This is a genomic window from Achromobacter sp. MFA1 R4 (assembly GCF_900156745.1).
Lineage (GTDB): Bacteria > Pseudomonadota > Gammaproteobacteria > Burkholderiales > Burkholderiaceae_B > Achromobacter.
Genome location: NZ_LT707065.1, coordinates 2,551,157 through 2,573,895, shown reverse-complemented (window position 1 = coordinate 2,573,895; position 22,739 = coordinate 2,551,157). Strand labels below are relative to the sequence as shown.

Annotated in this window: 18 protein-coding genes; 9 read left to right on the top strand and 9 right to left on the bottom strand. The window is 68.2% G+C overall.

Annotated features, from left to right (window positions below):
• Nucleotides 1–8: 8 nt before the first annotated feature.
• Nucleotides 9–1,046: an L-idonate 5-dehydrogenase gene (locus BXA00_RS11790; RefSeq protein WP_076521919.1), complete on the bottom strand. Its 1,038-nt coding sequence runs from the start codon at nucleotides 1,044–1,046 to the stop codon at nucleotides 9–11.
• On the bottom strand, nucleotides 1,046–1,768 hold the full coding sequence (locus BXA00_RS11785) for a FadR/GntR family transcriptional regulator (RefSeq protein WP_076518657.1): 723 nt from the start codon (nucleotides 1,766–1,768) through the stop codon (nucleotides 1,046–1,048). Before BXA00_RS11785 ends, BXA00_RS11790 begins: the two co-directional genes overlap by 1 nt.
• Before the next feature lie 148 nt (nucleotides 1,769–1,916).
• On the opposite strand from BXA00_RS11785, the gene iaaH reads away from it, so the two are divergent.
• Nucleotides 1,917–3,365, top strand: a complete 1,449-nt coding sequence (iaaH, locus tag BXA00_RS11780) for an indoleacetamide hydrolase (RefSeq protein WP_076518656.1) — start codon at nucleotides 1,917–1,919, stop codon at nucleotides 3,363–3,365.
• On the opposite strand, the gene metH is transcribed toward iaaH, so the two are convergent.
• Nucleotides 3,366–7,139, bottom strand: coding sequence for a methionine synthase (metH, locus tag BXA00_RS11775; RefSeq protein ID WP_076521918.1), 3,774 nt, complete (start codon nucleotides 7,137–7,139; stop codon nucleotides 3,366–3,368).
• Nucleotides 7,140–7,592: 453 nt separating this feature from the next.
• Here metH and BXA00_RS11770 point away from each other — a divergent pair, with 453 nt between their 5' ends.
• From BXA00_RS11770 to BXA00_RS11745, 6 genes are all read left to right on the top strand, one after another.
• Nucleotides 7,593–9,638 (top strand): TonB-dependent receptor, encoded by a 2,046-nt coding sequence (locus BXA00_RS11770; RefSeq protein ID WP_076518655.1) that lies wholly within the window; start codon nucleotides 7,593–7,595, stop codon nucleotides 9,636–9,638.
• A 40-nt stretch (nucleotides 9,639–9,678) separates the two neighbouring features.
• Nucleotides 9,679–10,569 carry a cobalamin-binding protein gene (locus BXA00_RS11765; protein ID WP_076518654.1) on the top strand — a complete coding sequence of 297 codons (891 nt, stop codon included), beginning with the start codon at nucleotides 9,679–9,681 and terminating at the stop codon, nucleotides 10,567–10,569.
• 139 nt (nucleotides 10,570–10,708) lie between these two features.
• Nucleotides 10,709–11,512 (top strand): thiazole synthase, encoded by an 804-nt coding sequence (locus BXA00_RS11760; RefSeq protein ID WP_076518653.1) that lies wholly within the window; start codon nucleotides 10,709–10,711, stop codon nucleotides 11,510–11,512.
• Nucleotides 11,509–12,351 (top strand): bifunctional hydroxymethylpyrimidine kinase/phosphomethylpyrimidine kinase, encoded by an 843-nt coding sequence (thiD, locus tag BXA00_RS11755; RefSeq protein ID WP_076518652.1) that lies wholly within the window; start codon nucleotides 11,509–11,511, stop codon nucleotides 12,349–12,351. Before BXA00_RS11760 ends, thiD begins: the two co-directional genes overlap by 4 nt.
• Before the next feature lie 158 nt (nucleotides 12,352–12,509).
• Nucleotides 12,510–13,190, top strand: a complete 681-nt coding sequence (locus BXA00_RS11750) for a protein-L-isoaspartate O-methyltransferase (RefSeq protein ID WP_076521917.1) — start codon at nucleotides 12,510–12,512, stop codon at nucleotides 13,188–13,190.
• 80 nt (nucleotides 13,191–13,270) lie between these two features.
• A complete protein-coding gene (locus tag BXA00_RS11745; RefSeq protein ID WP_076521916.1) occupies nucleotides 13,271–14,602 on the top strand; it encodes a TolC family outer membrane protein in 1,332 nt (443 codons plus the stop codon).
• 18 nt (nucleotides 14,603–14,620) lie between these two features.
• Here BXA00_RS11745 and BXA00_RS11740 read toward each other — a convergent pair whose 3' ends face one another.
• From BXA00_RS11740 to ubiE, 6 genes are all read right to left on the bottom strand, one after another.
• Nucleotides 14,621–15,109, bottom strand: a complete 489-nt coding sequence (locus tag BXA00_RS11740; RefSeq protein WP_076518651.1) for an adenylyltransferase/cytidyltransferase family protein — start codon at nucleotides 15,107–15,109, stop codon at nucleotides 14,621–14,623.
• A gap of 19 nt (nucleotides 15,110–15,128) precedes the next feature.
• Nucleotides 15,129–16,007: a ferritin-like domain-containing protein gene (locus tag BXA00_RS11735; RefSeq protein ID WP_076518650.1), complete on the bottom strand. Its 879-nt coding sequence runs from the start codon at nucleotides 16,005–16,007 to the stop codon at nucleotides 15,129–15,131.
• A 181-nt stretch (nucleotides 16,008–16,188) separates the two neighbouring features.
• Nucleotides 16,189–17,742 (bottom strand): ubiquinone biosynthesis regulatory protein kinase UbiB, encoded by a 1,554-nt coding sequence (gene ubiB / locus BXA00_RS11730; protein WP_076518649.1) that lies wholly within the window; start codon nucleotides 17,740–17,742, stop codon nucleotides 16,189–16,191.
• Between the two features lie 3 nt (nucleotides 17,743–17,745).
• A complete protein-coding gene (locus BXA00_RS11725; RefSeq protein ID WP_076518648.1) occupies nucleotides 17,746–18,384 on the bottom strand; it encodes an SCP2 domain-containing protein in 639 nt (212 codons plus the stop codon).
• 179 nt (nucleotides 18,385–18,563) lie between these two features.
• On the bottom strand, nucleotides 18,564–19,571 hold the full coding sequence (locus BXA00_RS11720; RefSeq protein ID WP_076518647.1) for a Tim44 domain-containing protein: 1,008 nt from the start codon (nucleotides 19,569–19,571) through the stop codon (nucleotides 18,564–18,566).
• Nucleotides 19,572–19,746: 175 nt separating this feature from the next.
• Nucleotides 19,747–20,523 carry a bifunctional demethylmenaquinone methyltransferase/2-methoxy-6-polyprenyl-1,4-benzoquinol methylase UbiE gene (gene ubiE / locus BXA00_RS11715; RefSeq protein WP_076518646.1) on the bottom strand — a complete coding sequence of 259 codons (777 nt, stop codon included), beginning with the start codon at nucleotides 20,521–20,523 and terminating at the stop codon, nucleotides 19,747–19,749.
• 161 nt (nucleotides 20,524–20,684) lie between these two features.
• On the opposite strand from ubiE, the gene phoB reads away from it, so the two are divergent.
• Both phoB and phoR read left to right on the top strand, forming a co-directional pair.
• Nucleotides 20,685–21,383: a phosphate regulon transcriptional regulator PhoB gene (gene phoB, locus BXA00_RS11710; protein ID WP_076518645.1), complete on the top strand. Its 699-nt coding sequence runs from the start codon at nucleotides 20,685–20,687 to the stop codon at nucleotides 21,381–21,383.
• Nucleotides 21,384–21,395: 12 nt separating this feature from the next.
• The gene (phoR, locus tag BXA00_RS11705) at nucleotides 21,396–22,703 is read left to right on the top strand and encodes a phosphate regulon sensor histidine kinase PhoR (RefSeq protein ID WP_076518644.1); all 1,308 of its coding nucleotides are present in this window, start codon (nucleotides 21,396–21,398) and stop codon (nucleotides 22,701–22,703) included.
• Nucleotides 22,704–22,739: the final 36 nt, after the last annotated feature.

The following is a 22,739-nucleotide window of genomic DNA, read 5'->3' as shown; positions in this document are numbered from 1 at the left end:
CCGGCGGGTCAGAACGTCACCATCACTTTCATCGCCTGCTGGCGGTCGCCCGCCAGCGCAAAGGCGTCATGCACGCGCGCCACCGGCATCGCCGCCGTCAGCAGCGGCGATACATCCAGCAGGCCGCGGCCCAGGCAATCCACGGCCATCGCGTATTCGTCCACGAAGCGGAAGCTGCCGATGCAGGACAGGCTCTTGACCATGATCTGGTTGAACGGGCAGCCCTCGCTGCTGCCGCTCAGCGTGCCGACGGTGACGACCACGCCGCGCGGGCGCGCCGCGCGCAGGCAGCTCGCCAGGCCCGCGTAGCTGCCGGAAGCCTCGAAGCACGCGTCCACCGAGCCCTTGCCCGCGGCCAGTTCGTCCAGCGCGCCCGGGTCCGCGGCCGCATTGATGGTGCGCGTCGCGCCCACGCGGGCGCAGGCCGCGAGCGTCTGGTCCACGATGTCCACGGCGATGACGTGGCTGGCGCCCGCCAGGCGCGCGGCCATCACGATGAGCGCGCCGATGGGACCGGCGCCGACCACCATAGCCGTCCTGCCCAGCAGCGACCCGGCGCTGCGCACCGCGTGCAGGGCGACCGCCAGCGGCTCGGCAAAGGCGGCCAGCTCGAAAGACAGGGAATCCGGCACCGGCAGGCACTGCCGTTCCTGCACGATGACCTCTTCGCGCATCGCGCCCTGCATGTGCGGATAGCGACTGGCGCTGCCGAAGAAATGCACGGACTCGCAGTGATTCGAATCGCCCTGGCGGCAGTAGCGGCACACGCCGCAGGTGCGCGCCGGGTCCAGCGCGACGCGGTCGCCCGGCTTGACCGCCGTGACCGCCGCGCCGACCTCCAGCACCTGGCCGGACGCTTCGTGGCCCGGCGTGAGGGGCTCGCGGATGACGAAGTCGCCCACCCTGCCGTGCCGGAAATAATGCAGGTCCGACCCGCAGATGCCGACCGCCTTGATGCCGACGCGCACCTGCGACGGCCCCAGCGGCTGCGGATCCTGTTCGTCCAGGCGCAGGTCCTGCGCCCCGTGGATCATGCAATTGAGCATCAGCGCCACCCCTGCGCGAATTCGCCAATCACCCGTTCCAGGTGATCGCGCATGGCCTGCCTGGCGCCGGGCGCGTCGCGGGCCACCAGCGCGCCGAAGATGCGCTGGTGATCCGCCTGCGATGCCTGGCGCAAGGCCTGTGTATGGAAATGCTGTTCGATCTTTTCCCAGACCGGTCCCTGGGCCTGGTCCCACATCGACGTCACCGTCGCCAGCAGCACGCTGTTGCCGGTGGATTGCGCAATGCCCAGGTGGAACCGGCGGTCGGCCTCGGCGTTGGCAGCCTTGTCCGTCATGCGGTCGCGCATGGCCGTCAGCGCCTCGAAGATGCGGTCCAGGTCCGCGTCGCTGCGCGTGGACGCCGCCAGCCCGGCGATCTCGGATTCGATCAGGCAACGGGCCCGGAGCAGTTCGAACGGGCCGGCGCCCGGCTCCTGCAAGGCGGGCGGGCGGTTGGCGCCGGGCTCGCAGACATAGATGCCCGAGCCCCCGCGCACTTCCACCACGCCCTGCAGCTCCAGCGCGATGATGGCCTCGCGCACGGACGTGCGGCTGACGTCGAAGCGTTCGGCCAGCGCACGCTCGGCCGGCAGGCGCTGGCCCGCGGCGAATTCGCCTTGCGCCACCAGCGCGTGGATCTGGGCAGCCAGGCGGACATAACCGCGGTCTGGCGCGGGCCGGCTGGCCGGGACGTCGGGCTTGGAGAGCGGTTGCAGCGTCATGGCGCCTCAAATTGGTTAGACCAAATCGTATTTGGTCCACCAATTTCCGCCATCCTGGTTTTCCACTATGGGCCCGGCGTGCGCCCTCGACAGCGACGGCAACGACCTTGTATAGATACGGGTCGACCGACAGCCCCAGGAACCCGCCATGCCCCGCACGACCGACCTGCCCTTGCCGTCCGCCCTGGCGGACCTGACCGTCGCCGAAGCGGCGGCGCTGATCCGCGAGGGCCGCCTCACCAGCCTTGCGCTGACGCAGGCGTGCCTGGACCGCATCGACGCCCGCCAGGATCTGAACGCCTTCATCACCGTCGACCGCGAGGGCGCGCTGGCCCAGGCGCGCGCCTACGACGCGGCGCCCGGCAAGGGTCCGTTGGGCGGCGTGCCCATCGCAATCAAGGACAACATCCACGTCGCGGGCCTGCCGAACACGGCCGGGACCCCGGCCCTCAAAGATTTCCGGCCGGCCCAGGACGCGCCCGTCGTGCAGCGCCTGCGCGAAGCCGGCGCGGTCATCCTGGGCAAGACCAACATGCATGAACTGGCGTTCGGCGTGTCCGGCTACAACACGGCCTTTCCCGGCCCGCAGGGCGACGGCACGCGCAACGCCTACGATGCCCGCCTGATCGCCGGGGGGTCGTCATCCGGCAGCGGCGCGGCGGTAGGCGCGCGACTGGCGCCCGCCGCGCTGGGCACGGACACCGGCGCCTCGGTGCGCCTGCCGGCCTCGGTGAACGGCGCGGCCGGCTTTCGCCCGACCGTGGGCCGCTATGACGGCGCGGGCATCACCCCGATCTCGCATACCCGCGACACGCCGGGCCCCATCGCCAACGGCATGGCGGACATCGTGCTGCTGGACGGGGTCCTCACCGGCCAGACGCAGCCGCTGGCGCCCCAGCCGCCCGAGTACATCCGGCTGGGCCTGGCCCGCTATTTCTGGGCCGATCTGGACCCGGCGGTGCAGGCGGTCGCGCAGGACGCACTGAATCGGCTGCGCGCGGCGGGCGTGACGCTGGTGGAGCTGGACATGTCCGACCTGCCCGCCGCCAACGCGGCCGTGGGCATGCCGCTGTGCCTGTACGAGCAGAAGCCCGACCTGACGGCCTATCTGGCGCGCTACCACGTGGGGGTGAGCTTTGAGGCGGTGGTGGCGCAGATTTCCAGCCCCGACGTGAAGGGCATCTTCGACAACCTGATCGTGCCGGGCGTGCTGCCCACGCCCGACGGGCAGATTCTGGCGCTGCAGCCGCTGTACCAAAGCGCCATCGCGACCGGCCGCCGCGAACTGATCGACGTCTACCGCCGCGCCTTCAAGGAACATGCGCTGGACGGCCTGCTGTTTCCGACCGTGCCGGTCCCGCCGCCAGCCGCGACGCCCGAGGCGAGCAGTTTCGAGACCTTCGCCCGCCTGGCGCGCAACGTGGACCCCGGCAGCAACGCGGGCCTGCCCGGCCTGAGCGTGCCGGCCGGGCTGTCCGCGCAGGGCCTGCCCGTGGGGCTGGAGATCGACGGCCTGCCGGGCGAGGACCGCAAGGTGCTCGCCATCGGCGTGGCCATCGAATCGATACTGGGGCGCATCGCCGCGCCGGATCGCTGACTAGCCCAGATTCGGCGCCAGCGTGCGCTTCAGGTCCTCGATGCTGCGTCCGCTGCGGCGGGCGTAGTCTTCAAGCTGGTCTTCGCCGATGATGCCCACGTTGAAGTACTGCGACTGCGGGTGGCTGAAGTAAAAGCCCGACACGCTGGACGCCGGGTACATGGCGTAGCTGTCGGTCAGCATCATGCCGATGTCCTCGCCGTCCAGCACGCGGAACATGTCGGTCTTGACCACGTGTTCCGGGCAGGCCGGATAGCCGGGCGCGGGACGGATGCCCACGTACTTCTCGGCGATCATGTCCTCGTTGGACAGGGCCTCGTCGGGCGCGTAGCCCCACAGGTCCTGGCGCACGCGCGCGTGCAGGCATTCGGCGAAGGCTTCGGCCAGGCGGTCGGCCAGCGACTTGAGCATGATGCTGGAATAGTCGTCCAGCGCCTTCTCGAATTCCGCTTCCTTCTTCTCGATGCCCAGGCCGGCAGTGACCGCGAACATGCCGATGTAATCGAGCTTGCCGCTGGACTTGGGCGCGATGAAGTCGGACAGCGACTTGTTGCTGACGCCTTCGCGCTTGGCGCCCTGCTGGCGCAGGTTGCGGTACGTGAACAGCACTTCGCTGCGGGTTTCGTCCTTGTAGACCTCGATGTCTTCGTCGTTGACGCTGTTGGCCGGGTAGAACCCGACGACGCCGTTGGCGGTGAGCCAGCGGCCTTCGACGATGCGTTTCATCATGGCCTGGCCGTCGGCAAAGACCTTGCGCGCCTGCTCGCCCACCACCTTGTCGTCCAGGATGGCGGGGAACGGGCCGAACAGGCTCCAGGTCTGGAAGAACGGGCCCCAGTCCACGTACTTCGCGATCTCGGCCAGGTCGTAGCTCTTGAAGGTGCGGCGGCCGATGAACTTGGGGCGCGGCGGCGTGTAGCTGTCCCAGTCGATCGCCGGACGCGAGGCGCGCGCCTCGGCCAGCGGCAGGATGGGCGTCGCCTTGCGGTTGGCGTGGCGGCGGCGCACGTCTTCGTATTCCGAGGCCAGTTCGGCCAGGTACGCTTCCGACTGGTCCGACATCAGGTTGGTGGCCACGCCCACCGAACGGCTGGCGTCCGGCACGTAGATGACCGGGCCTTCGTAGTTGGGCGCGATCTTCACGGCGGTGTGCACGCGGCTGGTGGTCGCGCCGCCGATCATCAGCGGCACCTTGCGGCTGCGGAAATACTCGTCGCGCTGCATCTCGGACGCCACGTACGCCATTTCTTCCAGGCTGGGCGTGATCAGGCCGGACAGGCCGACGATGTCGGCGTTCTCTTCCTTGGCCTTTTCCAGGATCTGCGCGCAGGGCACCATCACGCCCATGTTCACGACTTCGAAGTTATTGCACTGCAGGACCACCGACACGATGTTCTTGCCGATGTCGTGCACGTCGCCCTTGACGGTGGCGATGACGATCTTGCCCTTGGCGCGCACGTCGCCGCCAGCCGCTGCGATCTGGCGCTTTTCTTCTTCGATGAAGGGAATCAGGTGCGCCACCGCCTGCTTCATCACGCGCGCGGATTTCACCACCTGCGGCAGGAACATCTTGCCCTCGCCGAAGAGGTCGCCCACGACGTTCATGCCGTCCATCAGCGGGCCTTCGATCACCTCGATGGGCCGTCCGCCGCGCGCCGCGATCTTCTGGCGCACCTCTTCCGTGTCTTCCACGATGAACGCGGTGATGCCGTGCACCAGCGCGTGCGACAGGCGCTGCTCGACGTCGGCATTGCGCCACGCCAGGTCTTCTTCCTTCTTGGCGCCCGAGCCCTTCACGGTGTCGGCAAACTGCACCAGGCGTTCGGTGGGCGTGCGCTCGTCGTCGGGGTCGGTCTTGCCGACCGGCTCGGCGCGGTCCAGCACCACGTCTTCCACCAGGTCGCGCAGCTTGGGATCCAGGTCGGCGTACACGCCCAGCTGGCCGGCGTTGACGATGCCCATCGTCATGCCTTCCTTGACCGCGTAGTACAGGAACACGGTGTGGATGGCTTCGCGCATCGGCTCGTTGCCGCGGAACGAGAAGCTGACGTTGGACACGCCGCCCGAAATGCGGGCGTAGGGCAGGTTTTCGCGAATCCAGCGCGTGCCTTCGATGAAGTCCACGGCGTAATGGTTGTGCTCGTCGATGCCGGTGGCGACCGCAAAGACGTTCGGGTCGAAGATGATGTCTTCGGGCGGGAAGCCCTCTTCCTCGACCAGGATCTGGTAGGCGCGGCCGCAGATTTCCTTGCGGCGCGCCAGCGTGTCGGCCTGGCCCTGCTCGTCGAACGCCATCACCACCACGGCGGCGCCGTAGCGGCGGCACAGGCGCGCATGATGGCGGAAGGGCTCCAGCCCTTCCTTCATGGAAATGGAGTTCACCACGGCCTTGCCCTGCACGCACTTCAGGCCGGTCTCGATGACTTCCCACTTGGAGCTGTCGATCATGACCGGCACGCGCGCAATGTCGGGCTCGGAGGCGATCAGGTTCAGGAAGCGGTGCATGCAGGCCACCGAATCCAGCATGGCCTCGTCCATGTTGATGTCGATGATCTGCGCGCCGTTCTCGACCTGCTGGCGGGCCACGGCCAGCGCCTCGTCGTATTTCTCTTCGCGGATCAGGCGGGCGAACATCTTGCTGCCCGTCACGTTGGTGCGTTCACCCACGTTGACGTACAGCGTGTCCTCGTCGATGTTCAGGGCTTCCAGGCCTGACAGCCGGGTCTTGACCGGGATCTCGGGCACGACGCGCGGCGTCAGCGCCGCGACTTTCTCGGCAATCGCGCGGATGTGATCCGGCGTGGTGCCGCAGCAGCCGCCCGACATGTTCACCAGCCCGGCGCGGGCAAATTCCTCGAGCAGGGCCGAGGTATCGGCCGGCGTCTCGTCAAACCCCGTTTCGGCCATGGGATTGGGCAGGCCGGCGTTGGGATACACGCAGACGTAGGTGTCGCAGATCTTGGCCAGCTCGGCGACGTAGGGGCGCATCAGCGCGGCGCCCAGCGCGCAGTTCAGGCCAATGGTGACCGGGCGCGCGTGGCGCACCGAGTTCCAGAACGCCTCGACCGTCTGGCCCGACAGGATGCGGCCGGACGCGTCGGTCACGGTGCCCGAGATCATCACCGGCAGGCGGATGCCGCGCTGCTCGAAGACTTCTTCGGTGGCGAAGATGGCGGCCTTGGCGTTCAGCGTGTCGAAGATGGTTTCGATCAGGACGATGTCGATGCCGCCGTCCAGCAAGCCGTTGAGCTGTTCGATGTAGGCGACGCGCAGCTCGTCGAAAGTGACGTTGCGCGCGCCCGGGTCGTTCACGTCGGGCGAAATCGACGCCGTCTTGGGTTGCGGCCCCAGCGCGCCGGCCACGAAGCGCGGCTTGTCGGGCGTGCTGTAGGCGTCACAGGCCTGGCGCGCCAGCTTGGCCGACTCCAGGTTCAACTCGTAGGCCAGTTCCGGCAGGTCGTAATCGCCCTGGGCGATGGTGGTGGCGCCGAAGGTGTTGGTCTCGATGACGTCGGCGCCGGCTTCCAGGTACTGGCGGTGGATTTCCGAGATGACGTCGGGGCGCACCAGCGACAGCAGCTCGTTGTTGCCCTTCACGTCCTTGCCGTGGTCGGCGAAGCGCTCGCCGCGGAAGTCCGCTTCGCCCAGCTTGTAGCGCTGGATCATGGTGCCCATGGCGCCGTCCAGGATCAGGATGCGCTTGCCCAGCAGGCGGGCAAAGTCGCCGCCGCGGGTATAGGCTTCGGGAGGGTACGGCAGGCGGGGATACGACACGATCAGGTCCAAAGGGGGTTGGCCACGGCAGCGCGGGTGTGGCTAAAACGCGAAAAACGCCGGAAAAACAAGCCCTGATCGTAACAAAATGGGCTTGCGCGCGCCTCACGGTGATACAGTTTCGGCCCCGAACCGGTGCTTTCGGCGCACTAGGCCGGGCAAGGACGCAACACTTGCCCGCCGCGCGCGAAAGGTAAACGGGAAACAGGAAGACGCCCTCCCCGGGGCCGCCGCGCCGCCCACAAGGCGCCCGGCAGCTCCCCATGTCCAGCCTGTGCTGCCCCCGCAACGGTCCCCATGCGCGCAGATGCGCCCATGGCAGCCCGATACCGGCCTGTTCGCTCGTCAGGATGCCTCTCCCACGCCACGCGGCCTCACGGCCCGCCCGGCGCCTGGGCATCCTCCCCATCGTGAATGGCCTGCGGGGTCGCGGGTCGCTTCGAGGTCAAGTAGATGAAAGTCCGCTCCATCCGGCGCTACGCCGGCGCATTGCTCTGTTCCGCCCCGGCCATCGCCGCCGCCCAGCAAACTGCTCCCGCCCCGCAAGAACTCGACGGCATCACCGTCACCGCCCAGCGCGTGCCCACCGACGGCCGCACGCTGCCGGTGTCGATCTCGGTCATCACCGCCCGGGACATCGCGGCCAGCAGCGCCCGCACCATGCAGGACCTGCTCTCGACGCAGGCCGGCATCAACCTGATCAACACCACCAGCTCCAGCGACAACGCCATCGTGGACCTGCGCGGCTTCGGCATCACCGGCGCGAGCAACACGCTGATCCTCATCGACGGCGTCAAGCAGAACACCAACGACCTGTCGGCGCCCAGCCTGGGCGTGGTGCCGCTGGACCAGGTCGAACGCATCGAGATCGTGCGCGGCAGCGGCTCCGTGCAGTACGGCGGCGGCACCACCGGCGGCGTGATCAACATCATCACCAAGTCCGATTTCACGAAGGAGCCGGTGACCGCCCGCGCCACCGCCACCTTCGGCAGCTACGGCCTGCGCCAGTACGACGCCGCCGTCGCCATGAACAATGAAAAGGTGGGCGTGGACGCCTACATGCAGTCGCTGCACAGCGACGGCTACCGCGACCACAGCGGCGAGCGCCGCGAAGGCGGCGGCGGCGGCATCACGTTCCGCCACGACGACGGCTCGATCCGCCTGTACGGCCGCACCACCACGCAAAAGCTGGAACTGCCCGGCCCGCGCACGATCAACCCCTTCACGGGCGTCAACGAATACCAGGACGATCCGCGCGGCTCGAAGAACGACGTCGACTACGTCAAGACCACGACCACCACCTTCGGCCTGCAGCTCGAACAGGCCATCGGCGCCGGCGTGTTGTACTCGGACCTGTCGACCCGCGAAAAGAAGCTCAGCGGCCTGACCTACGACGGTTTCGGCGACACGCTGCGCGACCAGAAGCTGGAAGAGAACATCGCCAGCGTGCGCTACCGCCTGCCGATCAACGGCGGCCACAGCATCGTCTTCGGCGCCGACGCGCAGGAAGCCAAGACCACCGCCGACCAGAACGCGTACTACGACTTCGAGCCGTCGCAATGGCAGTCGCGCCAGCACCAGTACGGCCTGTTCGCCGAAGGCCAGATCCGCGCCACGGACAGCACCTACGTGACGATGGGCGTGCGCCGCCAGTATGCATCCGACGACCTGGACGTGATCTCGGGCTCCGGCACGCCGTCCAATCGCAGCAACCACCTGACCGCCTGGCAACTGGGCGTGCGCCAGGACCTGTCCGGCGGCTTCGGCGTGTACGGCAAGGTGGGCCGCAGCTTCCGCCTGCCCAACGCCGACGAACTGCTGTCGGTCCAGTCGCCGCTGGCGCCCCAGACCTCCATCGACAAGGAACTGGGCGTCACCTGGCAGTCGGCCACCAGCAGCGCGCGCCTGTCGTACTTCCACTATGACCTGACCAACGAGATCCAGTACAACCCGCTGGCCGACGGCTTGTGGGGACCGGGCACCGGCGCCAACACCAACCTGGATCCGACGCGCCGCCAGGGCATCGAGCTCGAAGGCCACACCGCCATTTCCAGCAGCCTTACCCTGGACGCCAACCTGACCTGGATGGAAGCGCAGTTCCGTTCCGGCACCTACGCCGGCGTGGACCTCGCGGGCAAGACCGTGCCGCTGGCGCCCAAGTGGCTGGCCAACGCGGCCGTGACGTGGCGCCCCACCGATGCGTTCCTGTGGAACGTGTCGGCCCAATACGTGGGCAAGTCGCGCATGGACAACGACCAGGCCAACCAGTTCGACAAGCAGCTGGACGCCTACGTGCTGTTCAACACCAAGGTGGCGTACAAGTTCACCCGCAACATCGAAGGCGCCATCGGCGTGAACAACATCTTCGACCGCGAGTACGCCACGTACGGCATCCGCGGCGGCAACGCCTCGTTCGAAATGCTGGGTCCGGTCGCCAACTACAGCCTGTACCCCGCCCCCGGCCGCAACTTCTACGCGTCGCTCACGCTACGCTATTGATTGCTGCCCGGCGCTTGCGCCAACCCGACGGAGCCGCCGCATGACCTCCTACCGCGTCCTGACGACCGCCGGATTGGCGCTGATGCTGGCGCTCGGCCCGGCGCTCACGCGCGGCGCGCCGGCCATCCAGGTCCAGGATGACCGCGGCCGCAACGTCGCGCTGGAGGCGCCCGCGCGCCGCGCCGTCACGCTCGCCCCCCACGCCACCGAACTGGCCTACGCCGCCGGCGCGGGCGACTTCCTCGTGGGCACCGTGCGCGGCAGCGACTATCCGCCCGCTGCCCGCACGCTGCCGGTGCTTGGCGACGGCACGCAGCCCGACGCCGAACGCGTGGCGGCCGCCCGTCCCGACCTGCTGATCGCCTGGCAGCCGGGCGCCGCCGAACCGCTGGCGCGCGTGATGGACAAGCTGGGCGTGCCGGTCTTCTACAGCGATCCGCTGACGCTGGCGGCCATACCCGGCGCGGTGGAGCGCATGGGCGTCCTGTTCGGCACCGAAACCGTGGCCAACGCGGCCGCGCGCGGCCTGCGCGCCCGGCTGGACGCCCTGAAGACGCGCTATGCCGGCCGCCGGCCGGTGCGCGTCTTCGTGCAGGCGGGCCTGAATCCCATCTACACGCTGAACGACGCCAGCATCGTCAGCGACGCGCTGCGCCTGTGCGGCGGCGTCAACGTCTTTGGCCAGGCGTCCATCGTGGCCCCCCAGGTCACCCTGGAAGGCGTGCTTGCGGCGCGGCCCGAGGTCGTGCTGGCCGGCGTTGCCGGGGCTGAAGACACGCGGGCGAACCTGGCCGCATGGCAGGCGATGGGCCTGCCGGCGGCGCGCCAGGGCCACGTCTACGGCATCGACGCCGACGCGCTGTACCGGCCCGGGCCGCGGCTGATCGACGCGGCCGAGTCCCTCTGCGCCGACCTGGACCGCGTGCGCTGACGCGCGCGATCCGCAAATAGTGGAACGCGCCGGGCGGGGGCCTGTCCTGCCCTTGCGCGTCCTGCTTTATCATTCGTGCACCAACAGCCAGTCCCCCGCGGGCCTCGCATCGTGCGCGCCCGCCCTTTGAAGCACCGCCATGACCACACAAGACACCCTCACCATCGCCGGCCGCGCCTATTCGTCGCGCCTGCTCGTCGGAACCGGCAAGTACAAGGACTTCGAACAGACCCGCGCGGCGCTGGACGCCAGCGGCACGGAAATCGTCACGGTCGCCATCCGCCGCACCAACATCGGCCAGAACGCCGGCGAACCGAACCTGCTGGATTACGTCCCCACCTCGAAATTCACCCTGCTGCCGAACACGGCCGGCTGCTACACCGCCGACGACGCCGTGCGCACGCTGCGCCTGGCGCGCGAGCTGCTGGACGGCCATGATCTGGTCAAGCTGGAAGTGCTGGGCGACCCGCACACCCTCTTTCCCAACATGCCCGAAACCCTCAAGGCCACCAAGACGCTGGTCGATGAAGGCTTCAAGGTCATGGTCTATTGCACCGACGATCCCATCCAGTGCCGCATGCTGGAAGACATGGGCGCCGTGGCCGTCATGCCGCTCGCGTCCCTGATCGGCTCGGGCATGGGCATCCTGAACCCCTGGAACCTGCGCCTCATCATCGACCAGGCCCGCGTGCCGGTCGTGGTGGACGCCGGCGTGGGCACGGCGTCCGACGCCGCCATCGCCATGGAGCTGGGCTGCGACGCCGTGCTGATGAACACCGCCATCGCCGCCGCGCGCGATCCCGTCCTCATGGCCAGCGCCATGAAGAAGGGCGTGGAAGGCGGCCGCGAGGCCTTCCTGGCCGGCCGCATGCCCAAGAAGCTGTACAGCGGCGCGCCCAGCTCGCCCACCGAAGGGCTGATCACCGCCGGTCCCGCCAAATGAACTCCCGCCAGCCGGCCGCCAGCGGCCGCCCCATCCCCAACGCGCTGACCATCGCGGGCGTCGACCCGTCCGGCGGCGCCGGCATCCTGGCCGACGTCAAGGCCATGAGCGCGCTGGGCGCCTATGGCTGCGCCATCATCGCCGCGCTCACCGCGCAGAACACGCAGGGCGTGACCGGCATTTCGCCCGTGCCGCCCGCCTTCGTTGGCCTGCAGATCGACACGCTGTTCACCGATGTGCGCATCGACGCCGTCAAGATCGGCATGCTGGGCCAGCGCCCGGTCATCGAGGTAGTGGCCGAAAAGCTCGCCAAATGGACGCCGGCGCACGTGGTGCTGGATCCGGTCATGGTCGCCAAGAGCGGCGACCTGCTGCTGGAAAACGACGCCGTGGGCGCCATGCGCGAAGCCATGCTGCCCCTGACGACCCTGCTGACGCCCAACCTGCCCGAGGCCGGCGTGCTGCTGGAAGAGCGGCCCGTGGAAACCGTCAAGGAAATGCGGCGCGTGGCCGAACGCCTGCGCAACAAGCTGGCGCATTCGGGCGAGCGCTGGGTGCTGGTCAAGGGCGGCCACCTGCCCGGCAGCGAAACCATCGACCTGCTGCACGACGGCGATCGCATGATCGAACTGCCCGGCCACCGCATCGACACCGCCAATACGCACGGCACCGGCTGCACGCTGTCGGCCGCACTGGCCGCGCTGCTGCCCCAAATCGGGGACGTACCGGAATCGGCCAAGCGCGCCAAGGCCTACCTCACCGAGGCCATCCGCCACGCGGAGCGCCTGTCGGTGGGTTCCGGCCACGGTCCGGTCCACCACTTCCACGCCTGGTGGTAGGGGCTCCCGGCCCCACGCACGGCGGCGCCCCGCGGGGCGCCGTCCGCGTGGCCGGGACCGTGCGCCGCGCCTGAAACATCTGCCGCGCGGGCGCGCCGTCACAGGACGCTACGAATCGGTACAATGGCCTGTTGATTCCTCTGTTTTTTCTGACCGTCATGAACGCTTCGACCCTGCCCGACGTAGAACAAGCCCGCTTCAATATGGTGGAACAGCAGATCCGCCCGTGGGACGTCCTGGACGCCAACGTGCTGCAAGCGCTGTTCGATGTGCGCCGCGAACAATTCGTTCCGCCGGCCCTGCGCGCGCTGGCGTTTTCCGACCTGGAGCTGCCGCTGGAGATCAATGCGGTCAACACGCGCCAGACCATGCTGGCCCCCAAGGTCGAAGCGCGCCTTGCCCAGGAACTGCTGCTGACCAAGTCCGACTGCGTGCTGGAGATCGGCACGGGCTCGGGCTACCAGGCCGCCCTGCTGGCCTACCTGGCGCAGCAGGTCACCTCGGTTGAAATCGACAGCCGCCTGGTGACCTTCGCGCAGCAGAACCTGCAGATGAACAACGTCACCAACGTCAAGGTCGAAACCGGCGACGCCCGCAATGGCTGGGGCTCCACCGAATACGACGCCATCCTGGTCACCGGTTCCGTGCCGGTCGTGCCGGACGCGCTGAAGTACCAGCTGCGCGTGGGCGGCCGCCTTGTCGTGGTGGTTGGCCAGGCGCCCGTCATGACGGCCTGTCGCATCACCCGCACCACCGCCGCCAGCTTCGAAACCGTGAACCTCTTCGAAACGGTCATCAAGCCGTTGCGCGGCGTCGCGGTGTCCCAGTTCAAGTTCTGACCCCGCAAACCCGCCGCCATCCGCCCGGCCCCCATGGGGCCGGCGTCGCGTCCGGCGGCCCGGCGTATCGTTGAATGATCATGCGCGTCCGATCGCTTACGGCTTTACTGGTTTTCACCTGCGCCGCAAGCGTCGGCCCGCTGACGGCGTCCGCCCAGAACCTCATGCAGGTCTGGCAGGCCGCGCTGGGCAACGACCCCACCTATGCGGCCGCGCGGGCCAATTACCGCGCCGGCCTCGAAAAAGAACCGCAGGCGCGCGCGCTGCTGCTGCCGCTGATCACCGCCGAGGCCGGCGGCGCCTACCAGGAGACCCGCAGCACCCGCGGGCTGTCCTATGCCTACAGCGGCGGGCGCGGCGTGTGGGACCTGGCGCTGACCCAACCGCTCTTTGACTGGGGCCGCTGGCAGAATTTCGAGCAGTCCAAGCTCATCGTCGCCGACGTCGAAGTGCAGCTCCAGCAGGCCTACCAGGACCTGCTGCTGCGGGTCGCTGACGCCTATTTCAACGTCCTGTATGCCCAGGACACGCTGACCGCCACCGAGGCCGAAAAGGCCGCCGTCGCCGGGCAGCTCGAATCGGCCAAGCGCAACTTCGAGCTCGGCAACGCCACCATCACCGACACTTACGAGGCGCAGTCGCGCTATGACCTCGTCGTCGCGCAGGAACTGCGGCTGCAGAACGACCTGGAAGTGCGCCGCGACGAGCTCGCCAAGATCATTGGGACGCCGCCTGGCGCCCTGGCCGAGCTGCCCTACGGCGTGAAGCTTCCCGCGCCCCAGCCTGCCCGCATCGCCGACTGGAGCAACCAGGCCGAATCCTCCAGCCTGGAGGTGCTGCGCGCGCAACTGCTCACCCGCATCGCCGGCCGCGAGATCCAGATCGCCAAGAGCGGCCACTACCCCACCCTGAACCTGCGCGCCACCAGCGGCAGCGCCAGCGACGCCGTCATGCGCAATGCGGCGCCCGGCAAGCCGATCGACAACACGATCGGCGTGGTGCTGTCCATACCGCTGTACTCGGGCGGCGGCGTCTCATCGCAGGTCACGGAAAAGGTCGAGCTGGAACAGAAGGCGCGCTACGACTTCGAAACCGCGCGCCGCCAGGCCGTGCAGGCCGCGCGCCAGTACTACACCGGCGTCACCAGCGGACTGGCGCGCATCCAGGCGCTGGAGGCCGGTGAAAAGTCCAGCCGCGCCGCCGTGGAAGCCAACCGTACGGGTTACGAGGTCGGCGTGCGCATCAACCTGGACGTGCTCAACGCCCAGCAGCAGCTCTACGCCACGCAGCGCGACCTGGCGCTGGCGCGCTACAGCACGGTGCTATCCGGCCTGCGCCTGAAGGCCACCAGCGGCATCCTGGCCGAGACCGACCTGGAAGCGATCAACCGGCTGCTGCACATGCCGCGCTGAACGCGGTTGTGGCAGGGATCAACTCGCCTGGATTTTCTTCACCAGCGCCGTCGTCGAGCGCTCGAATTCAAAGGGAATCGCCACCGCGCGGCCGCCCCAGGTCCTGACCAGCGCGGTCTCGGGCAGCTTTTCCATGTCATAGTCGCCGCCCTTGACGATCAGGTCAGGCTTGAGCTGGCCGATCAGGGCCTCGGGCGTGTCCTCATGGAAGGACGTGACCACGGTGACGAAGCCCAGCGCGGCCAGCAGCGCCGCGCGGTCTTCCATGCGGTTCAGCGGACGCTCGGCGCCCTTGCCCAGGCGGCGCACCGATTCGTCGGTGTTGACCGCCACCACCAGGGTGGCGCCCAGTTGGGCCGCCTGATCCAGGTAGGTCGCGTGCCCGCGATGCAGGATGTCGAACACGCCATTGGTGAACACCAGCGGCCGCGCAAAGCGGCCGGCGGCGACGGCGGCGACGCAGTCGTCGCGGGACAGGACCTTGGATTCGAAACGGGCGGCAGACATGCGGCGATTATAGGAGGGATCAGGCGCCCGCCAGGATGATCTCTTTGTCCTTGGGCACGATCAGCGCGGTCATTTCCTTGCGATAGCGGTTCAGGTCCTTGACCGTCTCGAAGCTGCGATCCATCAGCTTGGACAGGATGTGCAGGATGCGCGAGGCGACCTTCTGCTCCCAGACGCCGTCAAAGCGGATCTGCGCGTCCAGCCAGTGCTCCAGCCAGCCCGGCTCGGGCAGGCGCGACTGCACCGTGTCGTTGGGGAACAGGTCCTTGTTGACGTGCAGGTTGGTGGGGTGCAGCGCCTGCTGCGTGCGCCCGGCCGACGCCATCAACACGCCGATCTTGGAGAACGCCAGGCGGGCCTGTTCGCTCGTGTCCTGCCCGCGGTCGTGCAGGGCGCGGCGCATGTACTGCAGGTAGGCGCCCGCATGGCGCGCCTCGTCCTGGGCCACGGTCTTGTAGATGGCCTTGATGACCGGCTCGGTGTGCCATTCAGCGGCGCGGCGGTACCAGTGGTTCAGGCGGATCTCGCCGCAGAAGTGCAGCATCAGGGTTTCGAGTTCCGGCGCGGCGTCGAACTCGAAGCGCACGTTGTGCAGCTCTTCCTCGGTGGGCACGAGGTCCGGGCGGAAGCGCCGCAGATACTCGATCAGCACCAGGGAATGCTTCTGTTCCTCAAAGAACCAGACCGACATGAACGCGCAGAAATCGCTGTCGCCGCGGTTGTCGCGCAGGAACATCTCGGTGGCCGGCAGCGCCGCCCACTCGGTGATGGCGTTCATCTTGATCGTGTGGGCCTGCTCGTCCGAGAGCTTGCTGCGGTCGAAATCGCCCCAGGGAATGTCGTGCGCCATGTTCCAGCGCACGGCTTCCATGGTCTTGAAGAGTTCAGGATAAAGCATGTTCTGCCCTTGTATTCGTCCCCCTAGTGGGGCTATGAGAATGAGTGAATGGCGCGCGCGTCTTGTAGGCGTGGCGCTGCATTCCATCCACCGCAGCGCTATTTTTCGCCGTCTCCCGCGAAGCTATGATGACCGTTTCATGAATGAAACATGACAGTAGAGGTCTAGATCATCGCGCCGCCTATCGGGTCAGGGCCCATAAGGCGACCCCGACGGCCAGCGCCAGCACACCAACCAGCGCTGCAACCAGCCGGTTGTTCTGCTCTTGTGCGCGGCGCAGCTGGATCATCTCGGCCAGCAGGGCTGGCGAGACGTTGGGCCGGCTCAGGTGGTCATGGACCAGCCTGGGCAGCGCGGGTAGCATCTGCGACCACTGCGCGGCTTCTTTTTCCAGGCTTTGCCGCAGGCCCTTGAGCCCGACGCGCTGGCGCATCCAGCGTTCCAGGTAGGGCTTGGCGGTCTTCCAGAGATCCAGGTTGGGATCGAGCTGGCGGCCCAGTCCCTCGACGTTCAGCAAGGTCTTTTGCAGCAGCACGAGCTGCGGCTGGATCTCGACGTTGAACCGGCGCGAGGTCTGGAAGAGCCGCAGCAGCACCTGCCCCAGCGAGATCTCCGACAGCGGCCGGTCAAAGTAGGGTTCGCAGACGGCGCGCACCGCGCCCTCCAGTTCTTCTTCGCGCGTGTCGGCCGGCACCCAGCCCGACTCGATGTGCAATTGCGCCACGCGGCGGTAGTCGCGGTGGAAGAAGGCCAGGAAGTTCTGCGCCAGGTAATTCTTGTCGAACTCGGACAGCGAGCCCACGATGCCGAAGTCCAGCGCGATATAGCTGCCCAGCGTGTCCGGGCGGTCCGACACGTAGATGTTGCCCGGGTGCATGTCGGCGTGAAAGAAGCCGTCCGTGAAGACCTGCGTGAAGAAGATCTCCACGCCGGTGCGCGCCAGCGTCGGGATGTCGATGCCGGCCTGGCGCATGCGCTCCACCTGGCCCACCGGCATGCCGTACATGCGCTGCATGGTGAAGACGGTGGTCGCCGTGTATTCCCAGATGACCTCCGGCACGATCAGCATGTCGCCGCGGCCGGACTCGGGGCCGAAGTTGCGGCGCAGCTGGCTGCAGTTGGAGGCCTCGCGCACCAGGTCCAGCTCGTCGTGCAGGTATTTGTCGAATTCCGCCACGACCTCGCGCGGCTTCAGGCGGCGGCCGTCGGCGCCCAGGCGCTCGATGATGCGCGCCACCACTTTCAGCAGCGACAGGTCCTTTTCGATGATGCTGAGCATCCCCGGGCGCAGCACCTTCACGGCCACTTCGCGGCCATCGTGCAGCACCGCGAAGTGAACCTGCGCGATGGAGGCCGAGGCCACCGGGTCCACGTCGAACTGCGCGAACAGCTTTTCCGGCGGCGCGCCCAGCGCCGCCTCGATGCAGGCGGCCGCCTGCGCCGACGGGAACGGCGGCACGCGGTCCTGCAGCAGCGCCAGTTCGTTGGCGATGTCGGCGGGAATCAGGTCGCGGCGGGTGGACAGCACCTGCCCGAACTTCACGAAGATGGGGCCCAGCGATTCCAGCGCCAGGCGCAGGCGCTGCCCGCGCGGCAGGCGCGGGCGCGTGCCCAGGCGTATGACGCGCAGCAGGCAGGTGGCCAGCGGATGATTCAGGCTGGACAGCACCAGCTCGTCCAGGCCATAGCGCAGCGAGACGACGATGATGCGAAAGAGGCGCAGCAAGGGGAACATGGATCAGGCGCCCCGTTTCGCGCCGGCCGTGGCCAGGCGGGTTTGCAGGGCGGCCGCCGAACGCGCCAGCGCATCGGCGCGGGCGTTCAGTTCGGCCAGGTCCAGGCGCCATTGTTCCAGCGCCGGGCGGCCCGCCAGCACGCCGCTTTCTTCAGCCAGGTATTCCGAGACGTTCTGGGCCAGGCGCTGGCCGGCCGTGCGGGCGCCGCCCGCCACGGCGCGCGCGCCGCCCACGATGCGCAACGCGGCGATGTCGCCCACCACGCGCGCCAGCGCGTCTTCCGGGTCCCAGCGCAACTGCTTGGAGAGGTCCGCCACCACCTGCGCGAGCGCCGCGTCGCCGGAGATGTGTGTCGCCTCGGCGAAATCGGGCTTCTCGTGCCCGGCGCCCAGGCGCGGCAGCGGCAGTTTTTCGGGAGCCACGGTCAACGTGACATCGGGCACCACGGCCGGGTCGGCCTGGTCAGCCAGGCCCTCGCTGTCGATCGACAAGCCCAGCGTGAAGCCGCCCACCGCAAAGCGCACCGTCTTGCCGGCATGCCGGGCCAGGCGCTCGCGCGCCCAGTCCTCGCGCCGCAACAGGGCGTTGAGGGCGCTGATGGCCAGGCGCGTGGGAGTGGGCAGGAACGGAAAAGGCAGCATGGCGGTTGCAAGGACCCCGGGAGGGCTTGCCGAAGTTGATGGGTAAATCGGGAGTGTAACGGGTTAGATGGGAGCCTGTTTTGCCCAGGCGCATGGAAAAACCGGCCCTTTGGGGGCCGGTTCGAGCGGACGCCTTGCGGCGCCCGCGGCAGAGGATCGGTCGATCCGGTGCGTCAGGCTCAGCTGGCGTGCTCGACCGGGATCTGCTGGATGCCGGCCAGCAACCAGCCGCCGTTGGCCGGCTTGAACAGGTTCCAGACTTCTTCGAAGCGGAAGGCCTCGGCGCCCGGGGCCTCGCGCAGCATGCCCGAGAAGCGCACGCTGGCCAGGTGGCCGTCGGAGACGGTCTCGATGCCCAGCATCTCGGCGTTCAGCAGGACCACTTCGGTCTTGTTGGGCGCCGCGCCGCGCTCGGCCAGCTGGGGCTTGAGCTCGGTGATGAGGTCATCAGTCAGGAACTCGCGCAGGCCATCGGTGCTGCCGCTGTCCCAGACGGCCTGGATGCGGACGAACTGTTCCTTGGCTTGCTTCAGGAAGTTCACCGTGTCGAAATCGCCCGGCACGAACCAGTTGTTGTCATCGCCCGCGGCGGGCAGGACGGCCGGCGGCGCGACAGGCGCTGCAGCCACCGGCGCGGCGGCCGCGGGCGCGGCGGCGCCCGGCTTCAGCGATTCACGCCACATCGGCTGCTGTTGCTGGCCCGAGGCGTTGTTGGCCCCACCGAACGCGCCTTGCGTCGCGGTGCGAGGACCGGCGCCGCGCAGGCGGCGAATGATGAACATGACGGCGAAGACGACGGCGGCGATCAGCAGTGCGGACGACAGGAACTCCAGGAAGGCGCCCGACAGGCCCATGCTGGAGAGCAGCGCCGCGATACCCAGGCCGGCGGCGATGCCGGCGATGGGGCCCAGCCAGCGCGACGCGCCGCTCTTGGCCGCAGCGCCTGCGGCGCCGGCCGTAGCCGCGCCGGCGGCTGCCGGAGCGGCGGTGGCGCCCGCCGTATTGTTGGTGGCAGCCGGCGGCGTGGTGGCCTGGCGCTGCGTCGTCACATTGGAGGATTGCCGGCCGACGCTGGCGCCGCCACCCGCACGGCGGGCTTCAGCGTCGAACGACGCCGTCACCAGCGCCGCGCCGGAAACGGCGATGAGCGCCGCGGCGACAAACCGCGAAAGACAGAACTTGGACATAGGTTTGCTCCCTCGTACTCGCGCCCCCGTTGCCCCGAGCAACGGGAGGGCCCCGCAATACGCGGGACCATCTGCGCGACTTTCTTACAGTTATCTGAATGGTGTAAGAATAACGGACAAGCCTGCGCCCCACAAGTTCCCCGCGGGCGAGCGCAATGGCCGTCGACGCCGGGCGTCAGCCCAGGCGCACCCCTTCGTGCAGGGCGGCGATGCCGGCCGTCAGGTTGAAGTACTGCACCCGTTCCAGGCCGGCGGTGCGCAGCATGTCGGCCAGGGTCTCCTGGTCGGGATGCATGCGGATGGATTCGGCCAGGTAGCGGTAGCTGGCCTCGTCCTTGGCGATCTTCTTGCCCAGCCACGGCAGGACATTGAACGAATACCAGTCGTAGGCCGGCGACAGCGGCTTGGCGATGCGCGAGAACTCCAGCACCAGCAGCTTGCCGCCCGGCTTGAGCACCCGGGTCATCTCGGCCAGCGCGCGGTCCTTGTGGGTCATGTTGCGCAGGCCGAAGGCCACGCTGACGCGGTCGAAATAGCCGGAAGGAAACGGCAGGCGCTCGGCGTCGCACACGGCGGTGGGCACCAGCAGCCCGGCGTCGGTCAGGCGGTCACGGCCCACGCGCAGCATGGAATCATTGATGTCGGTCAGCCAGACCTCGCCCGTGGGACCGGCGCGCTTGGCGAAGGCTTTGGCCAGGTCGCCCGTGCCGCCGGCGATGTCGAGCACCTTCATGCCGGGGCGGATGGCGGCGCGGCCGATGGTGAAGGCCTTCCAGACGCGGTGCAGGCCGGCCGACATGAAGTCGTTCATGACGTCGTAGCGCTGGGCGACCGAATGGAACACTTCGGCGACCTTGCGGGCCTTTTCGCTTTCGGGGACCGACTGGAAGCCGAAGTGCGTGGATGCCGAGCCGGCACCGGCGGATTGTTGCGATTCGGAGGGGTTTTGCATGGTGGATTCCCGATATATCGTTCAATGGTAGCCTATCGGGCGCGCGCCGGCGGCAGACGGACCTGCCAGAAGGCGCGCCGCGGTCACATACCTGAAATATTGCGGCCATACTATCGCAATGTTCGCGCCGCGCCGGCGCTCCGAAGTGTGCCAAATTCAATATGTCCAGCACCATCCTCGTCGTCGAAGACGAACCCGCAATCCAGGAATTGATCGCCGTCAACCTGTCCTTCGCCGGGCACAAAGTGCTGCGCGCCTTCGACGCCGACCAGGCTCAGACGCTGATCCGCGCCGAGCTTCCCGACCTGATCCTGCTGGACTGGATGCTGCCCGGCACGTCCGGCCTGGCGATGGCGCGCAAGCTGCGCAACGATGAGCGCACCCGCGCCGTCCCGGTCATCATGCTGACCGCCAAGGGCTCCGAGCAGGACAAGGTGGACGGCCTGGAAGCCGGCGCCGACGACTACATCACCAAGCCGTTCTCCCCCAAAGAGCTGATGGCCCGCATCAAGGCCGTGCTGCGCCGCCGCGCGCCCCAGCTCACCGATGACGTCATCGACGTGGGCGGCCTGAAGCTGGATCCGGTGACGCATCGCCTGTCGGGCAACAGCCAGGCGCTGCAGATCGGCCCCACCGAATTCCGCCTGCTCCATTTCTTCATGACGCACCCCGAACGCGTGTTCTCCCGTTCGCAGCTCCTGGACCAGGTCTGGGGCGACCACGTGTTCGTGGAAGAGCGCACGGTCGACGTGCACATCCGCCGCCTGCGCAAGGCCCTGGAACCCAGCGGCCATGACGCGCACGTGGAAACGGTCCGCGGCAGCGGCTATCGGTTTACGGCACAGCTCCCCACGCGGTAAAACTTGCGCACGATGATCTGGCTGCGCACTCTATTTCTGGTCGCCCTGTGGGCGGTGGTTGCCTTACTGGCGCAATGGCTCATTGGAGACCCGGCGGGCTGGATCGTGTTCTCGGCGGCGCTGACCGCCATGCTGCTGTGGCGCAGTTGGCGCCTGACGCTGGTGTCGCGCTGGGCCAACCAGCCGGACACCGCGCCCCCCGCCTCGGTGGGACCCTGGGACGACATCCTCGCCCCCCTCTATCGCTACACCCGCGCCCGCGCGCGCGAACTGGCCGAAACCCGCGACACCATGCAGGGCATGCTGGCGGCCGCCCAGGCCCTGCCCGACGGCGCGGTGACCCTGAACGAAGACTTCCAGATCGACTGGTGCAACCGCATGGCGCGCCAGCACCTGGGCCTGCGCCTGCCCGCCGACCGCGGCCACAACCTGCTGAACCTGCTGCGCGCGCCCGAGTTCGTGGAGTACGCGCATCGCCCGTCCTGGCCCGAGCCGATCCTGGTGCGGCTGGGCCAGCAGGGCCAGGAACGGCTGATGATGATGCAGCTGACGGCCTACGCCAGCAACCAGCGCCTGCTCATCACCCGCGACGTGACCCAGATCGAACGGCTGGAAACCACGCGGCGCGACTTCGTCGCCAACGTGTCGCACGAACTGCGCACGCCGCTGACGGTGCTGGCGGGCTTTCTGGAAACGCTGCGCGACCTGCCCGACGACGCGCTGCCCCAGGAACAGCGCGAACAGTACATCGACATGATGCACGAGCAGGCCCAGCGCATGCAGGCCATCGTGGAAGACCTGCTGACGCTGTCCACGCTGGAATCGTCCCCGGGCAGCGATCCGCGCGCCGTCAATATGGGCGCGCTGCTGCAGAAGGCGCGCCAGCAGATCGAGGCGCTGTCGGGCGGCCGGCACGAACTGGTCTGGCACATCGATGAAACGCTGGACGTGCTGGGCGCCGAGAACGAACTGACCTCGGCCTTCTCCAACCTGCTGACCAATGCCGTGCGCTATACGCCGGACGGGGGCACCATCACCGTGCGCTGGGAACGCGAGCCCGAGGGCGGCGCGCGCTACAGCGTCCAGGACACGGGCATCGGCATTCCGGCGCGCCACCTGCCGCGCCTGACCGAACGCTTCTACCGCGTGGACCGGGGCCGGTCGCGGGCGGTGGGCGGCACCGGCCTGGGGCTGGCGATCACCAAGCACATCGCCATGCGGCACGACGCGGAACTGCTCATCACCAGCGAACCGGGCAAGGGCAGCGTTTTCACCCTGCGCTTTCCGCCCGACCGCGTGGCCATCGACGAAACGGCCTGACCGGCGTGCGCGCGGCGCGAGTGGTAAATTTTTGGC